Genomic DNA, 17,836 nt, shown 5'->3' with positions numbered 1-17,836 from the left:
CGCGCTACCCGCGTTGGCGAACGGCGGTGACAGCCTTGCGCGCGGCCACCAGTACCGGGTCCCACACCGGGGAGAACGGCGGTGCGTAGCCGAGGTCGAGCATCGTCATCTGCTCCACCGTCATCCGGGCGGTCAGTGCGACCGCCGCGATGTCGACGCGTTTGCCCGCGCCTTCGCGGCCTACGATCTGGGCGCCGAGCAAGCGGCCGGTGAAACGTTCGGCGAGCATCTTCACCGTCATCGGCCGGGCGTCCGGGTAATAGCCGGCGCGGTTGGTGGATTCGACCGTGACGGTTACGTATTGCAGGCCCGCCGCGTGAGCGTCCTTCTCGCGGAGCCCCGTCCGGGCTACCTCGAGTTCGCATACCTTGCTCACCGCGGTGCCCACGACGCCGGGAAAGACCGCGTATCCCCCGCCGATGTTCGCGCCGATGATCTGACCGTGCTTGTTGGCGTGGGTGCCCAGCGGAATGTGGCGGGCACGGCCGGAGACCAGATCCAGCACCTCGACACAATCGCCGCCCGCCCAGATGTTCTCGTGACCGCGCACCCGCATGGCGAGATCGGTGCGCAGCCCGCCGGTCTGTCCCAGCGGCAGACCGGCGGCGCGGGCCAGTTCGGTCTCCGGGCGCACGCCGATGCCGAGCACCACGACGTCCGCCGGGTATTCCGCGGTGTCGGTGACGACCGCGGCAACCCGGCCGTCGGCACCGGTCCGCAGCTCGGACACCTCCGCGTCACCGACCACCTTGATGCCCATGCCGCACATGGCGTCGCGCACCAGGGCGCCCATGTCGGGGTCGAGCGTGGACATCGGTTCCGGTCCGCGGTTGACCATCGTGACGTCGTAGCCCCGCCGGATGAGCGCCTCCGCCATCTCCACGCCGATGTAGCCCGCGCCGACCACGACGGCGCGGTTGCCACGCGCCCGCTCCAGCGTCCCGAGCAGGGCCTGCCCGTCATCGAGGGTCTGCACGCCGTGCACGCCGTCGGCGTCGATTCCGGGCAGCGGTGGCCGCACCGGGCGGGCGCCGGTGGCGATCACCAGGTGGTCGTAGGGCAGCCATGCCGACGCACCGGTTTCTCGGTCGCGGTAGCGCACGCGGGCGGCGTCGACGTCGATCTCGGTGACCTCGGTGCGCAATCGCAGGTCGATCTCGCGGGAGCGGTGTTCTTCCGGGGTGCGAGCGATCAGGGCGTCGCGTTCGGCGACGTGGCCGCCGACCCAGTACGGGATGCCGCAGGCCGAGTACGAGGTGAACCCGCCGCGTTCGAACACGACGATCTCCAGCGCGCTCGCGTCCTTCATCCGGCGCGCCTGCGAGGCCGCCGACATCCCCGTCGCGTCACCGCCGATGACCACCAGTCGCTCGCTCATGCTCCTCACGCTACGTTCGGTATCCCCCGAGCGGGCGCCGGGCCCGTCGTTTCGCGGATTTGCTGGTTGGGCTGCGGTTGACCGATCAGTACTTCACACTGATCTTCTGCAAACGCGGTATGAGGGCAGCGTTTTCACCCGGGAGCACGACATGACCGAGACCCGACCCCCTTCCGACGACGAACGTCGGCTCGCCGAACTGGGCTACAAGCAAGAACTGGCCAGATCCTGGTCGGGCTTCTCCAACTTCGCCATCAGCTTCACGATCGTGTCCATCCTGACCGGTGGATTGGCCAGCTACGGCATCGGTTTGGCCAATGGCGGCCCCATCACCATGGCCTGGGGGTGGCCGCTGGTGTCGGTCATGGTGCTGTTCGTCGGACTCGCCATGGCCGAACTGGCCTCGGCTTATCCGACCTCCGGCGGGCTGTACTGGTGGGCCGCCGAACTGGGCGGCCCGGTGTGGGGCTGGTTCACCGGATGGTTCAACCTGATCGGACAGATCGCCGTCACCGCGGCGATCGATTATGGTGCGGCCATCTTCACCACCGTCGTGCTGAACGTCGTCGGGATCGATATCGGTACCGACCGCACCGCGATCTTCCTCGTATTCGCCGCCGTACTCGTCCTGCACGCCGTCCTGAATGTCCTCGGCCCCCATCTGTCGGCGGTGATCAACAATGTTTCCGCGTGGTGGCACGTCGGTGGCGTCGCGATCTTCGTACTGGTCCTCGGTTTCGGCGCGCGGCACCACCAGAGTGCCGGATGGGTCTTCACCGAGACGGTCGACAACAGCGCGATCGGATTCGGCGGGGTCGCGTTCAGTTTCCTGCTCGGCCTGTTGCACGCGCAGTACACGTTCACCGGCTACGACGCCTCCGCGCACATGTCGGAGGAAACGCACGACGCCTCGCGGATGGCGGCCAAAGGCATCATCAGCACGATCGTCGTGTCGGCGATCGCCGGATACCTGCTCATCATGGCGGTGACGTTCGCCATTCCGAATCTGGACGACGCGCTGGATCCCGGCAAGAACAGTGGCTATCCGGTGATCTACATCCTGGAGAACTCGTTGAACGGGTTCTGGTCGGGGTTGCTGCTGATCATCGCGGCAGTCGCGCAATTGTTCTGCGGATATGCCTCGGTGACCTCCGCCTCCCGGATGCTGTTCGCGTTCGCGCGCGACGGCGCGGTGCCCGGATCGAGATTCTGGTCGCGGCTTTCCGCGCGGAAAGTGCCGGTGCACGCCGTGCTGTTCATCTCCTTCTTCGCGTTCGTGCTGCTTATCCCGTCGATGCTGGTGCCCCCGGCGAACGCACCCACCGCCTACGCCGCGGCTACCTCGATCGCGACCATCGGACTCTATATCGCCTATGGCATCCCGATCCTGCTGCGGCAGCGGCACGGAGCTCGCTTCCGCACGGGCCCTTGGCAACTGGGTGCGTGGTATCGCCCGATCGGAGTGGTCGCGCTGCTGTGGATCGTGCTGATCAGCTTGCTGTTCATCTTGCCGACCGACGCCCGCGGGTATCCGTGGCACAGCGAATTCACCTGGACCACTGTGAATTACGCGCCGATCACGTTGGTCGGTGTGGTGGGCGCGATCGGCGTCTGGTGGCTGGCCTCGGCCCGGACCTGGTTCACCGGGCCGAAGCGGACGGTCGACGAACCACCCGCCGACCAGCCGGAGAAGGGGGAACCGGCCAACGCCTGAGGCGCAACCGCGGCGGGGCACGGCTTCCCCGATCTGGCATGTCGAGTTTGTCGGTCTCGGTCGCTAGGGTGGGTCGGATGGAAAGGACCGACCTGGTGCGTTTCTCGCCCGCCGGGAGAATTGTGTTCCCGGGAAATCCGTGGCCGGAAGGGCACGCGATCGAAGAGTTCGCGTGGACCGGCCGCATGGACCAGGCCGGTGGCCTGTGGTTCGATCTGCATCTGCGCTCGGCGGCCTACGATGCCGAACATGATCCCGACGGCGGCGAGGAGAGCTGCGAGGACTGGCTGTCGCCGATCGTCTGGCAGAACTATCACAGCTGCACGCTGTCGTCCACGTACTGGGGTGAGGACGACGCCACCGGGCTGCGCGCCGCGGCGCCGGGCCGGCCCTTCCTGCTGACATCCGAACAGCCGCAACGTCTCACGGTCGATCCGCTGCCCCTCGCGCACGCCGACGACGTCGAGTGCCTGGCGTTCAACATCTATCTGCTCGGGCACGACTCGGTGGCCGACCAGGAGGTGTTCTTCACCCGCCGTCCCGACGGCAGGCACGACATCGACTGGCAGGGCCGCATCGCGCTGACCTACGCGGGCCAAGTCGAATTCCGGTACCGATTCCGTGCCCGGATATCCGGCGCCACCCTCGAATACATCCGGTTTCCCGCGGAGATCTCCGCCGATCGAGCGCTTCGCCAACTCGGCGCCGTGCTCGACGCACCCGAGGAGTTCGAACTGGGCTTGGTCGACGGGCAGCCCGCGTGGGTATCGCGAATTCCGATGTGATTCCGCGATTCGTCAACCGGCGGAATGGCCCGGCAACACGCAGACCGAGTCGAGACCGAGCACGTGATTGAGCCGGCCGAACGCGAGCCACGAGCCGATGCTCATGCTCAGTTCGACCACTTCGGGCTGGCTGTAGTGGGCGAACATCCGGCTCCAGAATTCCTCGTCGAGGTTGTGATGGTCGGTGGCGTAGCGTTCGGCGTATTCGGCGGCGAGCCGGGTACGTTCGTCGAAGGCGTCGGTGGTGCGCCATTCGGTGACGGCGTCGGCGAATTCGGGCTCGACCTTCACCCCGTCACGTTCGGTGCGCCAATCCATGCAGAACAGGCAACCGTTGATCTGCGCGATGCGCAGCCGCGCCGCCTCGAATTCGCGCAGGCCGAGCGTGCTGTGCGAGTAGACCGACAGCGAGAAGTTCGACGCGGCGACGCCGATGCCGGGAACCATTTCACCCCAGACGTAGCCGATCGGATCCTTCCCCTCGGGGATGTCGATGATCATGGATGTTTCCTTCCGAGTTTGCCTACCGCGGGACGCAGCGGGACGTCCAATGCGTCATAGAGTCCGGGTTCCGCCGCCACCAGCCAGTCGATGGCGCCGACCAGGCGGCCGACGGCCGTGGCGTTGCCGCCCGCGGAGCGGTTGCCGTCTTCGTCGGTCGCCTCGACGGTCACCTCGATGCGCGGATGACCTTCGATGATGACGCGGTGCGCGCCCGCGCCGCCGTCGGCCGGCACGGGCCAATCGGGCGCGCAGGACGGATGGATGCGGGTGACGTGCTCGATGACCAGACGCGGTTGTCCTTCGACGATGCCCTGGACTTCGAAACGCACGGCGCCCTGGGTACCCGCCGCGAACTCGCCCATGGAAGTCGTGGTGACGCCGGCGTCCAGGGCGCGCCGGTCCAGCGTCTCGCGGATCTCGTCGAGTTCGACCCCGAGCGCCCGCGCCATGAGCCGGATCTGCCCGCCCCACACCATGGTCGGCACCGACGGCGCGAGCATCGGCGGTGGATAGTCCATCGGCTGCCCCATACCGACCAGGTAGCGCACCGAGTCCGGCTGGTCGTAGGTGGAGTAGTCGAAGATCTCCTGGCAGCGGATCGTCTCCACGGTGCTGCCGAGCCCGCTGATGAGCAGGGGCAGCACGTCGTTGCCCCATCCGGGGTCGATGCCGGAGACGAACAGCGATCCGCCGCCCGCGGCGATCGCGGCCAGCACCGGCTCGCGCACCTCCGGCGGTGCGTTGCGCGGGTCGTAGAGCGCGTAGAGCGCCGGGGTGACGACCACCGAGCCCGCGTGGAGCGCGCGCACGATATCGGCGAGAGCGTCGTCGGGGCGGATGTCACCGGAGGACGCGTAGACGACCGCTCCCGGGCGAGCGTCGAGAACTTCGCCTACGTCGCCGGTGGCGGCGACGCCGAGTTCCCGGTCGATGCCCGCGAGTTCGCCCGCGTCGCGGCCGACCTTCGCCGGATCGTGCACCAGCACCCCGGCCAGACGCAGCGCCGGGTGGGCGTCGACGGCCCGGATCGCCGCGCGGCCGACATTGCCGGTGCCCCAGACCACCGTGGAGATCATCGATCGAGCGTAGCAAGCGCTTGGTCGACTGGGCGGCGTTCCGCGGAAGCGCTTCCTGTCGATACGATGCCCCCATGGCGCACCCCGCCCCGCCGGTTCCGGGGGCGACGGTCGCAGCGGGCCGATCGCCGAGCGAAGCGCGGAGCACCGGAATCGCCGACGTGGTCGAGCGCTTCGCCGACGCATGGCGCACCGCGGCGACTCCCCCGGATCTCGCCGCCTACCTCCCCGACTCCCCCGCCATCCGCCGAGTGTCGCTGATCGAGCTGATCAAGGTCGACCTGGCCAACCGGTGGGGCCGCGGCGCCGCTCCGAAACGTCTGGCCGACTACGCCGCCGAACTCCCGGAACTGCGCGCATGGCCGCTACCGCCCGATCTGATCTACGAGGAGTTCCACGTCCGCAGGCAGGCGGGCGGCACGGTCGAGGTCGCCGAGTACACCGCCGCCTACCCCGACCAGGCCGACCGGCTCTCGCAAATGCTCGCGACCGACGATTATCACAGCACGCTGATGACGGTCGCCCCCGAACCGGCGAACCTCGACGATCTCGCGGCCGGCCAGCGGATCGATGACTTCGACCTGATGACCGGCCTCGGGCGCGGCGCGTTCGCCCGGGTCTTCCTGGCGCGGCAGCGCTCGATGCAGCGCTTGGTCGCGGTGAAGATCTCCCGCGACAAAGGCACCGAGCCACAGACGCTGGCCCAGCTCGACCACGACTACATCGTGCGGGTGTTCGACCAGCGGGTGCTGGCAGACCGGAAACTGCGCCTGCTGTACATGCAGTACGTGCCCGGCGGGACGCTGTTCACGGTGCTCGAGCGCGTCCGCGCGACACCGCGGGCCCGCCGCCACGGAGCGATGCTGCTCGACGTCATCGACGAGGCGCTCGCCGCGAAAGGCGAGATTCAACCCAGTGAATCGCCGCTGCGGGCGGAACTGGCCGGGCTGTCGTGGCCGGAGACCGTGGCATGGCTCGGACGGCGGTTGGCCGAAGCGCTCGACTACGCCGGGCGAGGCGGGGTGCTGCACCGCGACGTCAAGCCGGCCAATGTGCTGCTCACCGCCGACGGTGTGCCCAAGCTGGCCGATTTCAACATCAGCTTCAGCGGCAACGTCGCCGGGGACAGCCCGCTCGCCTATTTCGGCGGTTCGCTGGCGTACATGTCACCCGAGCAGCTCGCCGCGGTGCATCCGGACCTGCCCGCCACCGCCGAGGAGCTCGACACTCGCAGCGATCTGTTCGCCCTCGCGGTCGTGCTCTGGGAACTGCTCACCGGCCGTAAGCCGTTCGACGACGACGCGGTGGCCGGGGGCGACCGCACCGCCCTGGACGCCATGCTCCGACGCCGATCCCGGAGCCCGCGCGCCCTGCCCTATGCGGATCTGCCCCCGGACTGCCCGGAGGCGTTGCAGCGCGCCCTGGTCCGGGCGCTGCATCCGAACCCTGCCGAGCGCTGGCCGTCCGGCGCCGACATGGCCCAGCAGCTGGCGGTCTGCCTCGACGCGCGTGCCCGCGACCTCGTCGATCCGCCGCCCGCCAGCAGGCGCCTGCGCGCTCGCATGCTGATGCATCCGATCATGGCGCTGGCCATCGCCGTGCCCAACGCGCTTGCGATCCTCTACAGCTACAACCACAACCGCACGCTGATCATCGACAAACTCGACGCGCAGGCCCACCACCGTTTCGACCAGATCGCCCTGGCGACCTACGCCGCGTGCTTCCTCATCGGCTTCGTGGCGACCAATCTGCTCATCGCCGGGCTCTGGTCGATCGCGCGCGGGCTGCGCAAGGGCCGCTCGTACGACTCGGCGATCCTGGCGCGGGCGAGGGCCGACACCTTGCGGCTCGGCAGACGCAACGTCCTCACCTGCTTCGCGCTCTGGGCGATCGCGGGCGTGGCGGTCCCGGTGTCGGTGCAGGCGTCGGGCAACCAGATCCCCACGGCCTCCTATGTGCACTTCTTTCTCACCCAGATCGTCTGCGGCGCCATCGCGATGGCGTATCCCTACTTCCTGGTGACCTTCTACGCGGTCCAGTCGCTGTACCCGATGTTCCTCCCCCATGGCGCGCTCGGCGCCGAGGACGCGCGTCGCCTGCGGCAGCTCGATGCCGACAGTACCTACTTCTTGGCCGTCGCGGCCGCTGTGCCGCTGCTGGGTGTCGTTGGGGCGACATTCATCCCACCGGGGGACATCCCCGCCGTCATCGTGCCGCTGCGCGTGCTCTGCGCAGGCGGCGCTGTGGCGTTCGTCGGCGTGTACTGGCTGTTTAGGACGCTGGAGAAGGATTTGGCAGCGCTGGAACGCCTCGCTGCCGGACATCGGTAGCCCGGAACGCCGCGACCGGTACGGCAGTCGCTGCGAACAGGCGCGCACCGCATGGCCGCGCCGAAGCGGGTGCGGTCCGGCAACCGCGGGGGCACGGAACCCGCCACTGCCGGTCGATTCACGTGCCGGCGTGAGGCCGGACACGCCACTGTGCATCATTGGGAAATGGGGTGAACCCCCCGGTAGCGTTGGCACTCGGGGCACTACCTACCGCCAGGGGATTGCGGCGCAGTCCTGGTTCGCGGCGAGTACGGTATACCCCGCTGCCCGGCGCGGGGGCGGCGGTAGGGATCGGGCGGAAAGGCAGGGCGCGCGACAGTGAACGAGCGGTATTCGTCGTGGGCTGCCCGGAATACGCCCGAAGAGCTGCCGCTGGCCGCGCGCTACCAGAGCGCGGATCCGATTCTCTGGCACGGCAGCATGGTCTACCCGATGTACACCGAGCAAGTAGGCCCCGCACCCACCACCATCGCCTTGACGATGATCTCGGCGGCGCCGCCCGCCGGACTGCGCGGGCTCGGGATGGGACTATCTGTCGTCGACGGCTATCTCGACCTACACGGACGGTCGCTCGCCGGGGTCGACGCGTGGAGCGACGCGCTGGCCGCGGGCGTCAGCTTCGCCGTCACGCCCACCGCGCCGGTGACCCTGGTGACCCTTACCCCGGTCTGGGTGGACGAATTCGGCACGCAGAAGTCCTGGGCGGGCAACTACGGCATCGTCGTCGAGCACCAGCCCAACGGTCGCGTCGTGCTGTGGTGCAGCATCGGCGAAGGACCGCCGAACTTCGCGAATTTGGTCGTGGAGCTGTCCACCGCTCCCACTCCCCTTCCGCCGGAGGCGTCGGCTCTCGCCGCGACCACGATGACTCCTGTCGGCATGAGCGCGCCCGCCCTCGATTCCTCCGCTTCCGCGGGCCCGCCCACCGCGCCGACCATGCCGGTTCCGCGAATCGACGCCGGTCCGCCGACGGCCGAATCCGCGGCACCGGCGCAGCGGCTCGCCGCCGAGCCGTCCACGGCCACGGATGCGGTGAACGGGCAGGCAAGCCGAAGCCCGCAACCGCGACGCGCGGGCAGCCTTTTCGTGAACGTGCAATCGTCTCGCGCGGCACGGTCCTCCGCGGATACTCCGAGCCCGGTTGCCGGCGCCCGAGCTCCGGACAACCCGCCCGCGGCGCCGAGCCGGCTCGCCGCACCCCCAGCGACGGACGCCGCCCACAGCGTGCCCGATCCATTCGGCGCCGGCACCCCTCTCGAAACCGAGCGCGTCGCCCAGCCGCCGGGCGCACACATCCCGTCCGCGCAGGACGAAGTACCTTCCCGAGGATCCGAGCCCTATCCTCTGGCCGCGAACGAAAGATCCACGGCGGATTCGTACGGCACGTTCGGACCGCCGGTCGCGCATACGCATCCGCCCGAAGACCCAGCCCACTCTTTCGCCGGCCTATCGATCGGCAACGCACCGCCTGCCCCGGCCGTTCCGCCGCCACCCCGACCCTCGCCGAATGGTCAGAGGACCGAATCCGACCCCCTGTCGGCGAACCCGTGGACCGCGGCAGACGCGTATCGTGCGTTCGACCCCACCGGCACGCACCCGCAGCACCCAGCACTACCTTCGACTCCTCACGCCGAGCCCGGACCGGCAGCCCCACAGCCCCTCCAGGGCGCTACCCCATCCCCGGCCCAGCGGCCCGGCACCGATTCCGGACCGCTGATCACGGACTCTTGGGCCGCAGGCGACTCGTATCCCGCATTCGGCACCACCGGCGCGCACCAGCAGCCCCCTGCCGACACTCCGCCGCCCGATGCCCGCGTTGCGCAAAAGGAGCCCGAGCTCGCTTCGGCGGCATCAATCCTCGGCGAACGGGTTTCGCCCACGCCCGCGGCGGACGTGCCCGTGCGTGAACCCGGTCCGGCCGTCGCGAACACCCGCCCGCCAGTGACTACACCGATGACACCGCCGAGCATCGACGTGTCCACCGCGCCGGCTCCGGACGTGCTTCCGCTGCCCGCGCCACGATCCGCGACGATCGATGCGCCGCGCACGCGCGAGTCCAGGGAGTCGGGCGATCCCGGATATCGCGGTGCGCTCTACGACCTGGGTGTCGCGATGTACCGCCGGGGCGAGGAAGAACAGGCGTGCGGATTGTGGGCCCAGGCCTCCGAGGCCGGGCATGCGGGCGCCGCCTACGAGCTGGGCATGGTGCGCCTGCGGCGCGGCGATCCGGTCGGAGCCGAATCCTGGTGGCGCACCGCTGCCGACCGCCGCGAGCCACGCGCCATCACCGAACTCGCCGATCTGCTCGACCAGCTCGGCAAGCACGCGGAAGCCAAGTCCTGGCGGATCTTCGCCGCCGAGCTGCAGGATCCGGACGTGGTGGGGCAGCCGACGTCCCGCTGAACGCGGAAAAGAACTGGCACCCGGACGCGCGCATGTCGTACGGTGCCGGACATGTGTGGCAGTCCTGGCGTGAACGGAGCGTACGCGGTCGGCGCGTATTACCTCCGGCTGCGTACGGAGGCCTGGGCTCTGCCGGCGCACCGTACCGCTCCGATCTCCTGAATCGTTCCAGCGGAATCCGCATCGGCGGCCGGTAGCGGCCGCCGAACTCTTCGTGCCCTCGCATGGGTCCAGGCGAATCGACCTTTCCGATTCGACCACTCCGTTCGGAGGACACCCATGTCCCGCCATCGTTCCCTTCCGCGTGCTCGCACCCGTGGGAGCAGTCCCGCGACCACGCGAAAAGCGCTGTCGCAGAATTTTCTCGCCGACGCCGGCGTCGCCCGGTTGATCGTGCGCGCCTCGGGCGTCGGCGCCGACGACCTCGTCCTCGAAGCCGGACCCGGTGACGGCATGCTGACCAGGCGATTGCTCGAGGCGGGCAGCCGCGTCCGAGCCTACGAGAAGGATCCGCGCTATGCGGCGCTACTGAGCCGCCGGTACGCGGACGATCCACGAATCACGTTGCATCACTGCGATTTCCGCACTGTCCGCCCGCCGAGGGAGCCGTTCGCGGTCGTGGCCGACGTGCCGTTCGGCGCCACGACCGACATCGTGCGCTGGTGTCTGGCCGCGCGGTGGCTCACTTCCGCTACCCTGCTCACCCAGCTCGAATTCGCCCGCAAGCACTCGGGCGACTACGGCCGATGGACCAAGCTCACCGTCGGCCACTGGCCCACGACGGCGATCGAACTGGGCGCACGCGTCGGCAGGCACAGCTTCGATCCCGTGCCGCAGGTCGATGCCGCCATCCTGCGGTTGCGCAACAGGTCCGCTCCCCTGCTACCGCGCGAACGGATCGCTGACTACCGCAGGCTGGTCGAGCTGGGCTTCTCCGGAGTCGGGGGCAGCGTGGCCGCGTCGTTGCGGCGAGAATTCCCCGCCCGCGCCGTCCGCCGGGCCTGCGAAGCGGCCGGCATACCGCTCGATCAGCCGGTCGGGCTCGTCTCCCCCGATCGCTGGTCGACCCTGTACCGGGTGCTGCGCGCCTGATCGGAACCACACTTGCTACAGGAACGTATCGGATACATTCATGCATCGAGACGAGGACAGGAGCAGCGTGACCAACTTCGGCGACTACCAGAACGAGATCTACTTCCAAGGGCTCGGCGGCGTGCTGCCCGATTTCCCGATGACCTACGCCGACCTGGAAGCGAAGGCCCAGGCGGCGCTGCCACCGAGCGTCTGGTCGTATGTGGCGGGCGGGGCAGGAGACGAGCTCACCCAGCGGGCCAATGTGACGGCCTTCGAAAAACTGGGCCTGGTCCCCCGCATGCTGCGCGCGAGCAAGACCCGCGACCTGTCGATCCAGCTGTTCGGGATGACGCTGCCGACGCCGATCTTCCTGGCCCCCGTCGGTGTGATCGGGCTGTGCGCCCAGGACGGGCACGGCGACATCGCCACGGCGAAGGCCGCGGCCCGCACCGGCGTCCCCATGATCGCCTCCACCCTCACGGCGGATCCCTTGGAGGAAGTGGCGGCGGAGTTCGGCGACACCCCGGGCATGTTCCAGCTCTACACTCCCACCAACCGGGACCTCGCGCAGAGCCTGGTCCGGCGGGCCGAAGCCGCGGGCTTCAAGGCCATCGTGGTCACCTTGGACACCTGGGTGCCCGGCTGGCGCCCGCGCGATCTGGCGGTCTCCAACTTCCCCCAGCTGCGGGGGCACTGCCTGGCCAATTACTTCAGCGATCCGGTATTCCGCGGCCTGCTGCCCAGCCCGCCCGAGCAGGACCCGAAGACCGCCATCCTGACTTGGATCTCACTGTTCGGCAATGCGTTGACCTGGGACGACCTGGCGTGGCTCCGATCACTGACAGACCTGCCGCTCGTGCTGAAGGGCATCTGTCATCCCGACGACGCGCGGCGCGCCCAGGACGCGGGCATCGACGGTATCTACTGCTCCAACCACGGCGGCAGGCAGGCCAACGGCGGCATTCCGGCGATCGAGCATCTGCCGGAAGTGGTGGCGGCGGCCGACGGCCTGCCGGTGCTATTCGACTCCGGCATCCGCACCGGCGCCGACATCGTCAAAGCGCTCGCGCTCGGCGCGACGGCCGTAGGGATCGGCCGTCCCTATCCTTACGGACTCGCGCTCGGCGGTGTCGACGGCCTCGTGCACGTGGTGCGGTCGCTGCTGGCCGAGGCGGACCTGCTGATGGCGGTGGACGGGTACCCGACGATCGCCGACCTCGGCCCGGACGCGATCCGGCGGCTGCCCTGACCTGCGCGAAAGGTCGTGTGCATGAGAACCGCCCCGCGCGCGCGGCTCGCCCGGGGTTGTGGGCGGGCCGCACGCGCGGGGCGGTTCTCGATCAGTCCGGCAGTGGCGTGAAATCGCGGCTGCCGATATAGGCCGGTCGCGGCGCGGGCGCGGCGAACGGTTCGACGAGCGTGTTGTGCACGCTGTTGAACACCACGAAGATGTTCGATCGCGGGAACGGCGTGATGTTGTTCGACGACCCGTGCATCAGGTTGGAGTCGAACAGCAGCGCCGAACCCGCCCGGCCGGTGAACTGGCTGATCCCGTACCGGTTGGCGAGCGCGGTGATGTCGTCGGTCGTGGGCACACCGATCTCCTGCTCCTGCAACGACTCCCGATAGTGCTCGGCCGGGGTGCTGCCCAGGCAGGGCACGAAGGTGTGGTGCGAGCCCGGCATCACCATGAGGCTGCCGTTGATCGGGTAGTTATCGGTGAGTGCGATCGACAGGCTCACCGCCCGTGGCGCGGGCATACCGTCCTCGGCGTGCCAGGTTTCGAAATCGGAGTGCCAGTAGAAACCGGTGCCGCGGAAACCGGGCATGTAGTTCACCCGGCTCTGGTGCACATACACCTTCGAACCCAGTACCTGCTCGGCGAGGCCGAGCACTCGTGGCTGACGCACCAGGTCGGCGATCGCCTCGCTCAGTTTGTGCACTTCGAAGACCGAGCGCACCCGGTTCGACGACTTCTCCACAATGACGCGGTCGTCGTCACGCAGCGCGGGATCGTTCGCCAGCTTGGTGATCTCGCCGCTGTACTCGGCCACTTCCGCGGGCGTGAGCAGCTGGTCCAGGATCGCGAACCCGTCGGCGTCGAACGAGGCGAGTTCCGGGCTCTCGACCTCCCCCCACACCGCGGGGTCGGCCCGCTCCAGGTGCGGAGCGGGCGCGCCGAGACGGGTCGGATAGCGATCGTAGCGAGCCGTCTCGGGCCGGGTTTCGGTGTGCTGCAGAACCATTGGTGTTCTCAACCTCCGATCGTCGCGGCGACCAGCGGGTAGACGCCGTTGCTGTCGTGAACCTCCTGCCCGGTGACCGGCGGGTTGAACACGCACATCATCCGCATCGTGGTGCGGACCTCCAAGCGGTGCCGTTCGTGTCCGTCGAGCAGGTACATCGAGCCGGGGGCGAGCTCGTAGGTGACGCCGTTGTCCAGGTCGGTCAGCGTGCCCTCGCCCTCGACGAGCCAGACGGCCTCCACATGGTGCACATAGTGGAACTCGTGCACGGTCCCGGCGTCAATGGTGGTCTCGTGGAAGGAGAAGCCGACGCCGTCGCCACCGAGGACGATGCGCTTGCTGCGCCAGCCCTCGCCCGCCACGTCGCGTTCGGTCCCGGTGATCTCCGCGGTGGTGCGCACGATCATGCGATCGCCCCCATTCCGCCGCACGCCGACTCGACGGCGCCGGTCAGGATCTGCAAGCCCTGGTCGAGTTCCTGGTCGGTGACCGTCAACGGCGGCAGCAGCTTCACCACCTCGTCGGTGGAACCGGAGGTCTCCACCAGCAGCCCGCGCTCGAAGGCGATCTGGCACACCTTGCCCGCCTGCGAGGGGTCGTCGAACACCACGCCCTGCACCAGACCGCGTCCACGGGTCGAGACACCGGGGAAGTAGTCGGCCAGTTCGCCCAGGGTGCGCGCGATCTTCTCGCCCTTGGCCTGTGTGGCCGTCTGCAGGGCGTCGTCGGACCAGTAGTGGCGCAACGCGGTCGTCGCGGTGACGAAGGCGGGGTTGTTGCCGCGGAAGGTGCCGTTGTGCTCACCCGGCGACCACTCGTCCAGCTCCGGCTTGAACAGCACCAGCGCCATCGGCAGGCCGTAGCCGCCGATGGACTTCGACAGCGTCACGATGTCGGGGGTGATGCCCGCGATCTCGAAGGAGAAGAACGGCCCGGTGCGGCCGCACCCCATCTGCACGTCGTCGACGATCAGCAGGATCTCCCGCTCCGCGCACAGACCGGCGAGGTGGCGCAGCCACTCGGCGCGGGCGACGTTGACGCCGCCTTCGCCCTGGACCGTCTCCACGATCACCGCGGCCGGGCGGTCGAAACCGGACGACGTGTCGTCGAGCACCTTCGACATCCACTGGAAGTCGGCGGTGGTGCCGTCGAAGTAGCCGTCGTAGGGCATGTGCGCGGCGTGCACCAACGGCACACCGGCGCCGGCGCGCTTGGCGGCGTTGCCGGTGACCGACAGCGCGCCGAGGGTCATGCCGTGGAAGGCATTGGTGAAGCTGACGATCGTTTCCCGGCCGGTGACCTTGCGCGCCAGCTTGAGCGCGGCCTCGACCGCGTTGGCGCCGGTGGGGCCGGGGAACTGGACCTTGTAATCCAGGCCGCGCGGGGTGAACACGGTGTCGCGCAACGTCTCCAGCAGCTCTCGCTTGGCCGCCGTCGACATGTCCAGGCCGTGGGTGATGCCGTCACCGGCGATGTAGTCCAGCAGCGAGCGCTTGAGTACGTCGTTGTTGTGGCCGTAGTTCAGCGCACCGGCGCCGGCGAAGAAGTCCAGGTAGTCCTTGCCTTCCTCGTCGCGCAGCCAGCTGCCTTTCGCCGTGGTGAACACGGTGGGCCAGGCACGGCAATAACCGCGCACGTTCGACTCCAGGCTCTCGAAAACGGTGGTGTCGGTGTTGATCATCGGTGATCCTCCTCGGTGGTGCGGGCGGTCGGGGCGATGCGATACAGGTCTTCGGGTGCGTGGCTGTCGGGGAAGACGCCGGCGTCGAACAGGGGGCGCTTCGCCAGATCGGCGCCGCGCGCCCGCGCCACCGACGTGAACAGCGCGATGGAACCGGCGTTGTCCGGCGATATGGTCGTTTCGAGCACCGAAACTCCCTGGGCGGCGACACTGTTGAGCAACGTGTGGAGCAGCTCGGCGGCGATGCCGCGGCCGCGCTGCGAGCGGTCCACCGCGATCTGCCAGACGAAGACGGTGTCGGGCGCCTGTGGGCGGACGAAGCCGATCACGTATCCCACGACGCGACCGTCCACTTCGGCGACCACCGATGTCCCGGCGAAATCCCGGCACCACAGCAGGTACGCGTAGCTCGAATTGACATCGAGCACCGCGGAATCCTTCGCGATACGCCACATCGGAGCGCCGTCGCCCAGGCGGGGCGTGCGCAGGACCACGGCCGGTCCGGTGTCTTTCCGAGACGGGGTGGCCCCAAGAGCGGCCGCGGCGTTGCCGACGCGCGATCGCTCGATCTCCGCTGGGGACAGGGTTGGCAGTGACATACAACTCCCTCGTCGATCAGCAGTACTTATCCAGGCTTGCGAAGCGACTTTGAGGTGAACCAGTCGACTTCTTTACGGTCGTATTACGGATGGATGTCGCCGAGCCGGGGCAGCCGCACGACGAATCGCGCGCCCCCTCCGGGTCGTTCGGTGCAGTGCACCCGGCCGCCGTGGGTGGCGACCGTCTCGGCGACCAACGCCAAGCCGATGCCGGACCCGTCGGGCGAGCGGCGGCCGCTGCGGGCGGTCGCGAATCGTTCGAAGATCCGGTCCCGGTCCGCGGCCGGTACGCCGGGGCCTGCGTCGTCGACGGTGAGCACCGCGTCGGTGCCGTCGCGGTCCACGCTGACCGCGACCACGCCGCCGCCGTGCCGGTCGGCGTTGTGCAGCAGGTTGGCCACCGCGCGTTCCAGTTCCACCTTGCGGCCGCGCACGGTGACGTCCTGACGCACCGTGAGCAGCTCGCCCGGATAGCGGCGGTCGGCCAGGGTATGGACAAGCAGCTCGCGCACCGACAGCGGCTCGGCGTCGCCGTGGTGCATGCCCGCTTCCACCCGCGCCAGGGCGAGCAGGTCGTCCAGCAGTTTGCGCAGGTGGCCGACCTCGGCGGTGACCAAGCCGAGCGCCCGCTGGGAACGCTCCGGCAGATCCTCGCGGTGCCGGTTGAGCACATCGACGCTCGCCATCAGGGTGGTCAGCGGCGTGCGCAACTCGTGGCTGACGTCGCCGAAGAGCCGATGCTCCCGCTCGATGCGCCGTTGCAGCGAGTCCACCATGGTGTTGAACGACTCGACGGTGATCGCCAGGTCCTGGTCACCCGTGGCGGGCAACCGCTGGTCGAGGTCGCCGGAGGCGATCCGCGCGGCGGTGCCCGCGAGCTGGTGCAGCGGGGTCAGCACCCGCCTGCTTGCCCACCAGCCGACCGCCGCGCCGATCAGGGTGACCACCACAGCGCACCCGATCAGCACGTTGCGCAGCCGGTCGAGATCGGCGTTGAGATCGCCCGGCGACTGTGCTTCCAGGTAGCTGCGGCTGAGCACGAAGACCGAAACGACCAGGACCAGCGACATCAGCGCGGCGATGGTCGCGAAGGCGGCGGTCACCCGGGCACGAAGACTCCAGGCGTTCGGATTCCAGCGTTCGGCGTCGAAGCAGCGTTCAGCGGCGCACATCGAGGCGGTAGCCGAGCCCGCGCACCGTCACCACGATGCGGGGGTCGGACGGATCCCGTTCGATCTTCGTGCGCAGGCGGCGCATGTGCACATCCACGATGCGTTCGTCGCCGAAGAACCCACGATCCCAGACGCGCTCGAGCAGTACCGTACGACTGAGCACGCGGCCGGGCGACTCGGCCAGCTCACAGAGCAGGCGGAACTCGGTGAGCGTGAGCCGGATCTCCTCGTCGGCGCGGCGCACCACGCCGCTGTCCTGGGCGAGGACCAGCGGAGCCGTGTCGTCGGCCTCGAGCACCATCTCCTGCGGCGTCTCCCGCTCTGCGGTCAGCCGAGAGCGGCGGCGCACCGCGCGCATGCGGGCGGTGATCTCCTTGATCTCGAACGGCTTGGTGACGAAATCGTCGGCCCCCGCCTCGAGCGCGGCCACCACATCATGGGTGTCGTCTCGGGCGCTGACCACGATGATCGGGACGTCGTGGTCGCGGCGGATCTCCCGGATACATTCGAATCCGTCCATGCCGCCGAGCATCAGATCGACGATCATCACATCGGGAACACCATTGCTGCGCAGATGGGTGAGCGCGTCCTCGGCTTCCTCGGCCTCGTCGACGTCGTATCCCTCGTCTTCCATAGCGAGCCGTAACGCACCACGGACCCGGTCGTCGTCTTCCACGATCATCAGGTTTGCGCTCAAGACCTTATCCCTTGCAGACATGCGAAAGCGCGTCACGATGCGGACAACCGCATCCCCATACCGACGCGACCTTCCGCTTTTCGAGCAACCTTTGCTCGGCTACGAGTACCCCGGTGCCCGTCCGGTAAACGTCCGGCAGACCGATTCGGGGCCTCTTGGTTATCTCGTCGACGCTAT

The 17,836-nt window shown here is 68.7% G+C and carries 15 protein-coding genes; 6 read left to right on the top strand and 9 right to left on the bottom strand.

Going from position 1 to position 17,836, the window contains the following annotated elements; translation table 11 throughout:
- Window positions 1-4: 4 nt before the first annotated feature.
- Complete coding sequence (locus NNI01S_RS06535) at window positions 5-1,378, bottom strand: FAD-dependent oxidoreductase (RefSeq protein WP_063018426.1); 1,374 nt, start codon at window positions 1,376-1,378, stop codon at window positions 5-7.
- A 151-nt stretch (window positions 1,379-1,529) separates the two neighbouring features.
- Here NNI01S_RS06535 and NNI01S_RS06530 point away from each other — a divergent pair, with 151 nt between their 5' ends.
- Both NNI01S_RS06530 and NNI01S_RS06525 read left to right on the top strand, forming a co-directional pair.
- Window positions 1,530-3,092: an amino acid permease gene (locus NNI01S_RS06530; protein ID WP_063018424.1), complete on the top strand. Its 1,563-nt coding sequence runs from the start codon at window positions 1,530-1,532 to the stop codon at window positions 3,090-3,092.
- 77 nt (window positions 3,093-3,169) lie between these two features.
- A complete protein-coding gene (locus NNI01S_RS06525; protein ID WP_063018422.1) occupies window positions 3,170-3,877 on the top strand; it encodes a hypothetical protein in 708 nt (235 codons plus the stop codon).
- Window positions 3,878-3,889: 12 nt separating this feature from the next.
- On the opposite strand, the gene NNI01S_RS06520 is transcribed toward NNI01S_RS06525, so the two are convergent.
- Window positions 3,890-4,378 carry a carboxymuconolactone decarboxylase family protein gene (locus NNI01S_RS06520; RefSeq protein WP_063018420.1) on the bottom strand — a complete coding sequence of 163 codons (489 nt, stop codon included), beginning with the start codon at window positions 4,376-4,378 and terminating at the stop codon, window positions 3,890-3,892.
- The gene (locus tag NNI01S_RS06515) at window positions 4,375-5,457 is read right to left on the bottom strand and encodes an NAD(P)H-dependent amine dehydrogenase family protein (RefSeq protein ID WP_063018418.1); all 1,083 of its coding nucleotides are present in this window, start codon (window positions 5,455-5,457) and stop codon (window positions 4,375-4,377) included. The genes NNI01S_RS06520 and NNI01S_RS06515 overlap by 4 nt, the downstream gene beginning before the upstream one ends.
- 74 nt (window positions 5,458-5,531) lie before the next feature.
- On the opposite strand from NNI01S_RS06515, the gene NNI01S_RS06510 reads away from it, so the two are divergent.
- The 4 genes from NNI01S_RS06510 to NNI01S_RS06495 all read left to right on the top strand — a co-directional run bounded on the left by NNI01S_RS06510 (window position 5,532) and on the right by NNI01S_RS06495 (window position 12,513).
- Window positions 5,532-7,787 (top strand): serine/threonine-protein kinase, encoded by a 2,256-nt coding sequence (locus NNI01S_RS06510; RefSeq protein ID WP_063018416.1) that lies wholly within the window; start codon window positions 5,532-5,534, stop codon window positions 7,785-7,787.
- Window positions 7,788-8,105: 318 nt separating this feature from the next.
- Window positions 8,106-10,190 carry a tetratricopeptide repeat protein gene (locus tag NNI01S_RS06505; RefSeq protein ID WP_063018414.1) on the top strand — a complete coding sequence of 695 codons (2,085 nt, stop codon included), beginning with the start codon at window positions 8,106-8,108 and terminating at the stop codon, window positions 10,188-10,190.
- Window positions 10,191-10,469: 279 nt separating this feature from the next.
- Window positions 10,470-11,282, top strand: a complete 813-nt coding sequence (gene erm, locus NNI01S_RS06500; RefSeq protein ID WP_063018412.1) for a 23S ribosomal RNA methyltransferase Erm — start codon at window positions 10,470-10,472, stop codon at window positions 11,280-11,282.
- 67 nt (window positions 11,283-11,349) lie between these two features.
- On the top strand, window positions 11,350-12,513 hold the full coding sequence (locus tag NNI01S_RS06495) for a lactate 2-monooxygenase (protein ID WP_245675992.1): 1,164 nt from the start codon (window positions 11,350-11,352) through the stop codon (window positions 12,511-12,513).
- A 91-nt stretch (window positions 12,514-12,604) separates the two neighbouring features.
- Here the strand turns inward: NNI01S_RS06495 and thpD are convergent, their stop codons facing one another.
- From thpD to NNI01S_RS06465, 6 genes are all read right to left on the bottom strand, one after another.
- Window positions 12,605-13,510 carry an ectoine hydroxylase gene (thpD, locus tag NNI01S_RS06490; RefSeq protein WP_063018408.1) on the bottom strand — a complete coding sequence of 302 codons (906 nt, stop codon included), beginning with the start codon at window positions 13,508-13,510 and terminating at the stop codon, window positions 12,605-12,607.
- A gap of 8 nt (window positions 13,511-13,518) precedes the next feature.
- Complete coding sequence (locus NNI01S_RS06485) at window positions 13,519-13,917, bottom strand: ectoine synthase (protein ID WP_063018406.1); 399 nt, start codon at window positions 13,915-13,917, stop codon at window positions 13,519-13,521.
- Complete coding sequence (ectB, locus tag NNI01S_RS06480) at window positions 13,914-15,191, bottom strand: diaminobutyrate--2-oxoglutarate transaminase (protein ID WP_063018404.1); 1,278 nt, start codon at window positions 15,189-15,191, stop codon at window positions 13,914-13,916. Before ectB ends, NNI01S_RS06485 begins: the two co-directional genes overlap by 4 nt.
- Window positions 15,188-15,646, bottom strand: a complete 459-nt coding sequence (gene ectA / locus NNI01S_RS06475) for a diaminobutyrate acetyltransferase (protein WP_245676008.1) — start codon at window positions 15,644-15,646, stop codon at window positions 15,188-15,190. The genes ectB and ectA overlap by 4 nt, the downstream gene beginning before the upstream one ends.
- Window positions 15,647-15,873: 227 nt before the next feature.
- Window positions 15,874-16,962 (bottom strand): sensor histidine kinase, encoded by a 1,089-nt coding sequence (locus NNI01S_RS06470; RefSeq protein ID WP_063018402.1) that lies wholly within the window; start codon window positions 16,960-16,962, stop codon window positions 15,874-15,876.
- Window positions 16,949-17,659 (bottom strand): response regulator transcription factor, encoded by a 711-nt coding sequence (locus tag NNI01S_RS06465; protein ID WP_063018400.1) that lies wholly within the window; start codon window positions 17,657-17,659, stop codon window positions 16,949-16,951. The genes NNI01S_RS06470 and NNI01S_RS06465 overlap by 14 nt, the downstream gene beginning before the upstream one ends.
- Window positions 17,660-17,836: the final 177 nt, after the last annotated feature.

This window comes from Nocardia niwae NBRC 108934 = DSM 45340, from assembly GCF_001613465.1.
Taxonomy (GTDB): Bacteria; Actinomycetota; Actinomycetes; order Mycobacteriales; family Mycobacteriaceae; genus Nocardia; species Nocardia niwae.
The sequence above is the reverse complement of the archived record's forward strand: the minus strand, read 5'-3'. Positions and strand labels throughout refer to the sequence as shown.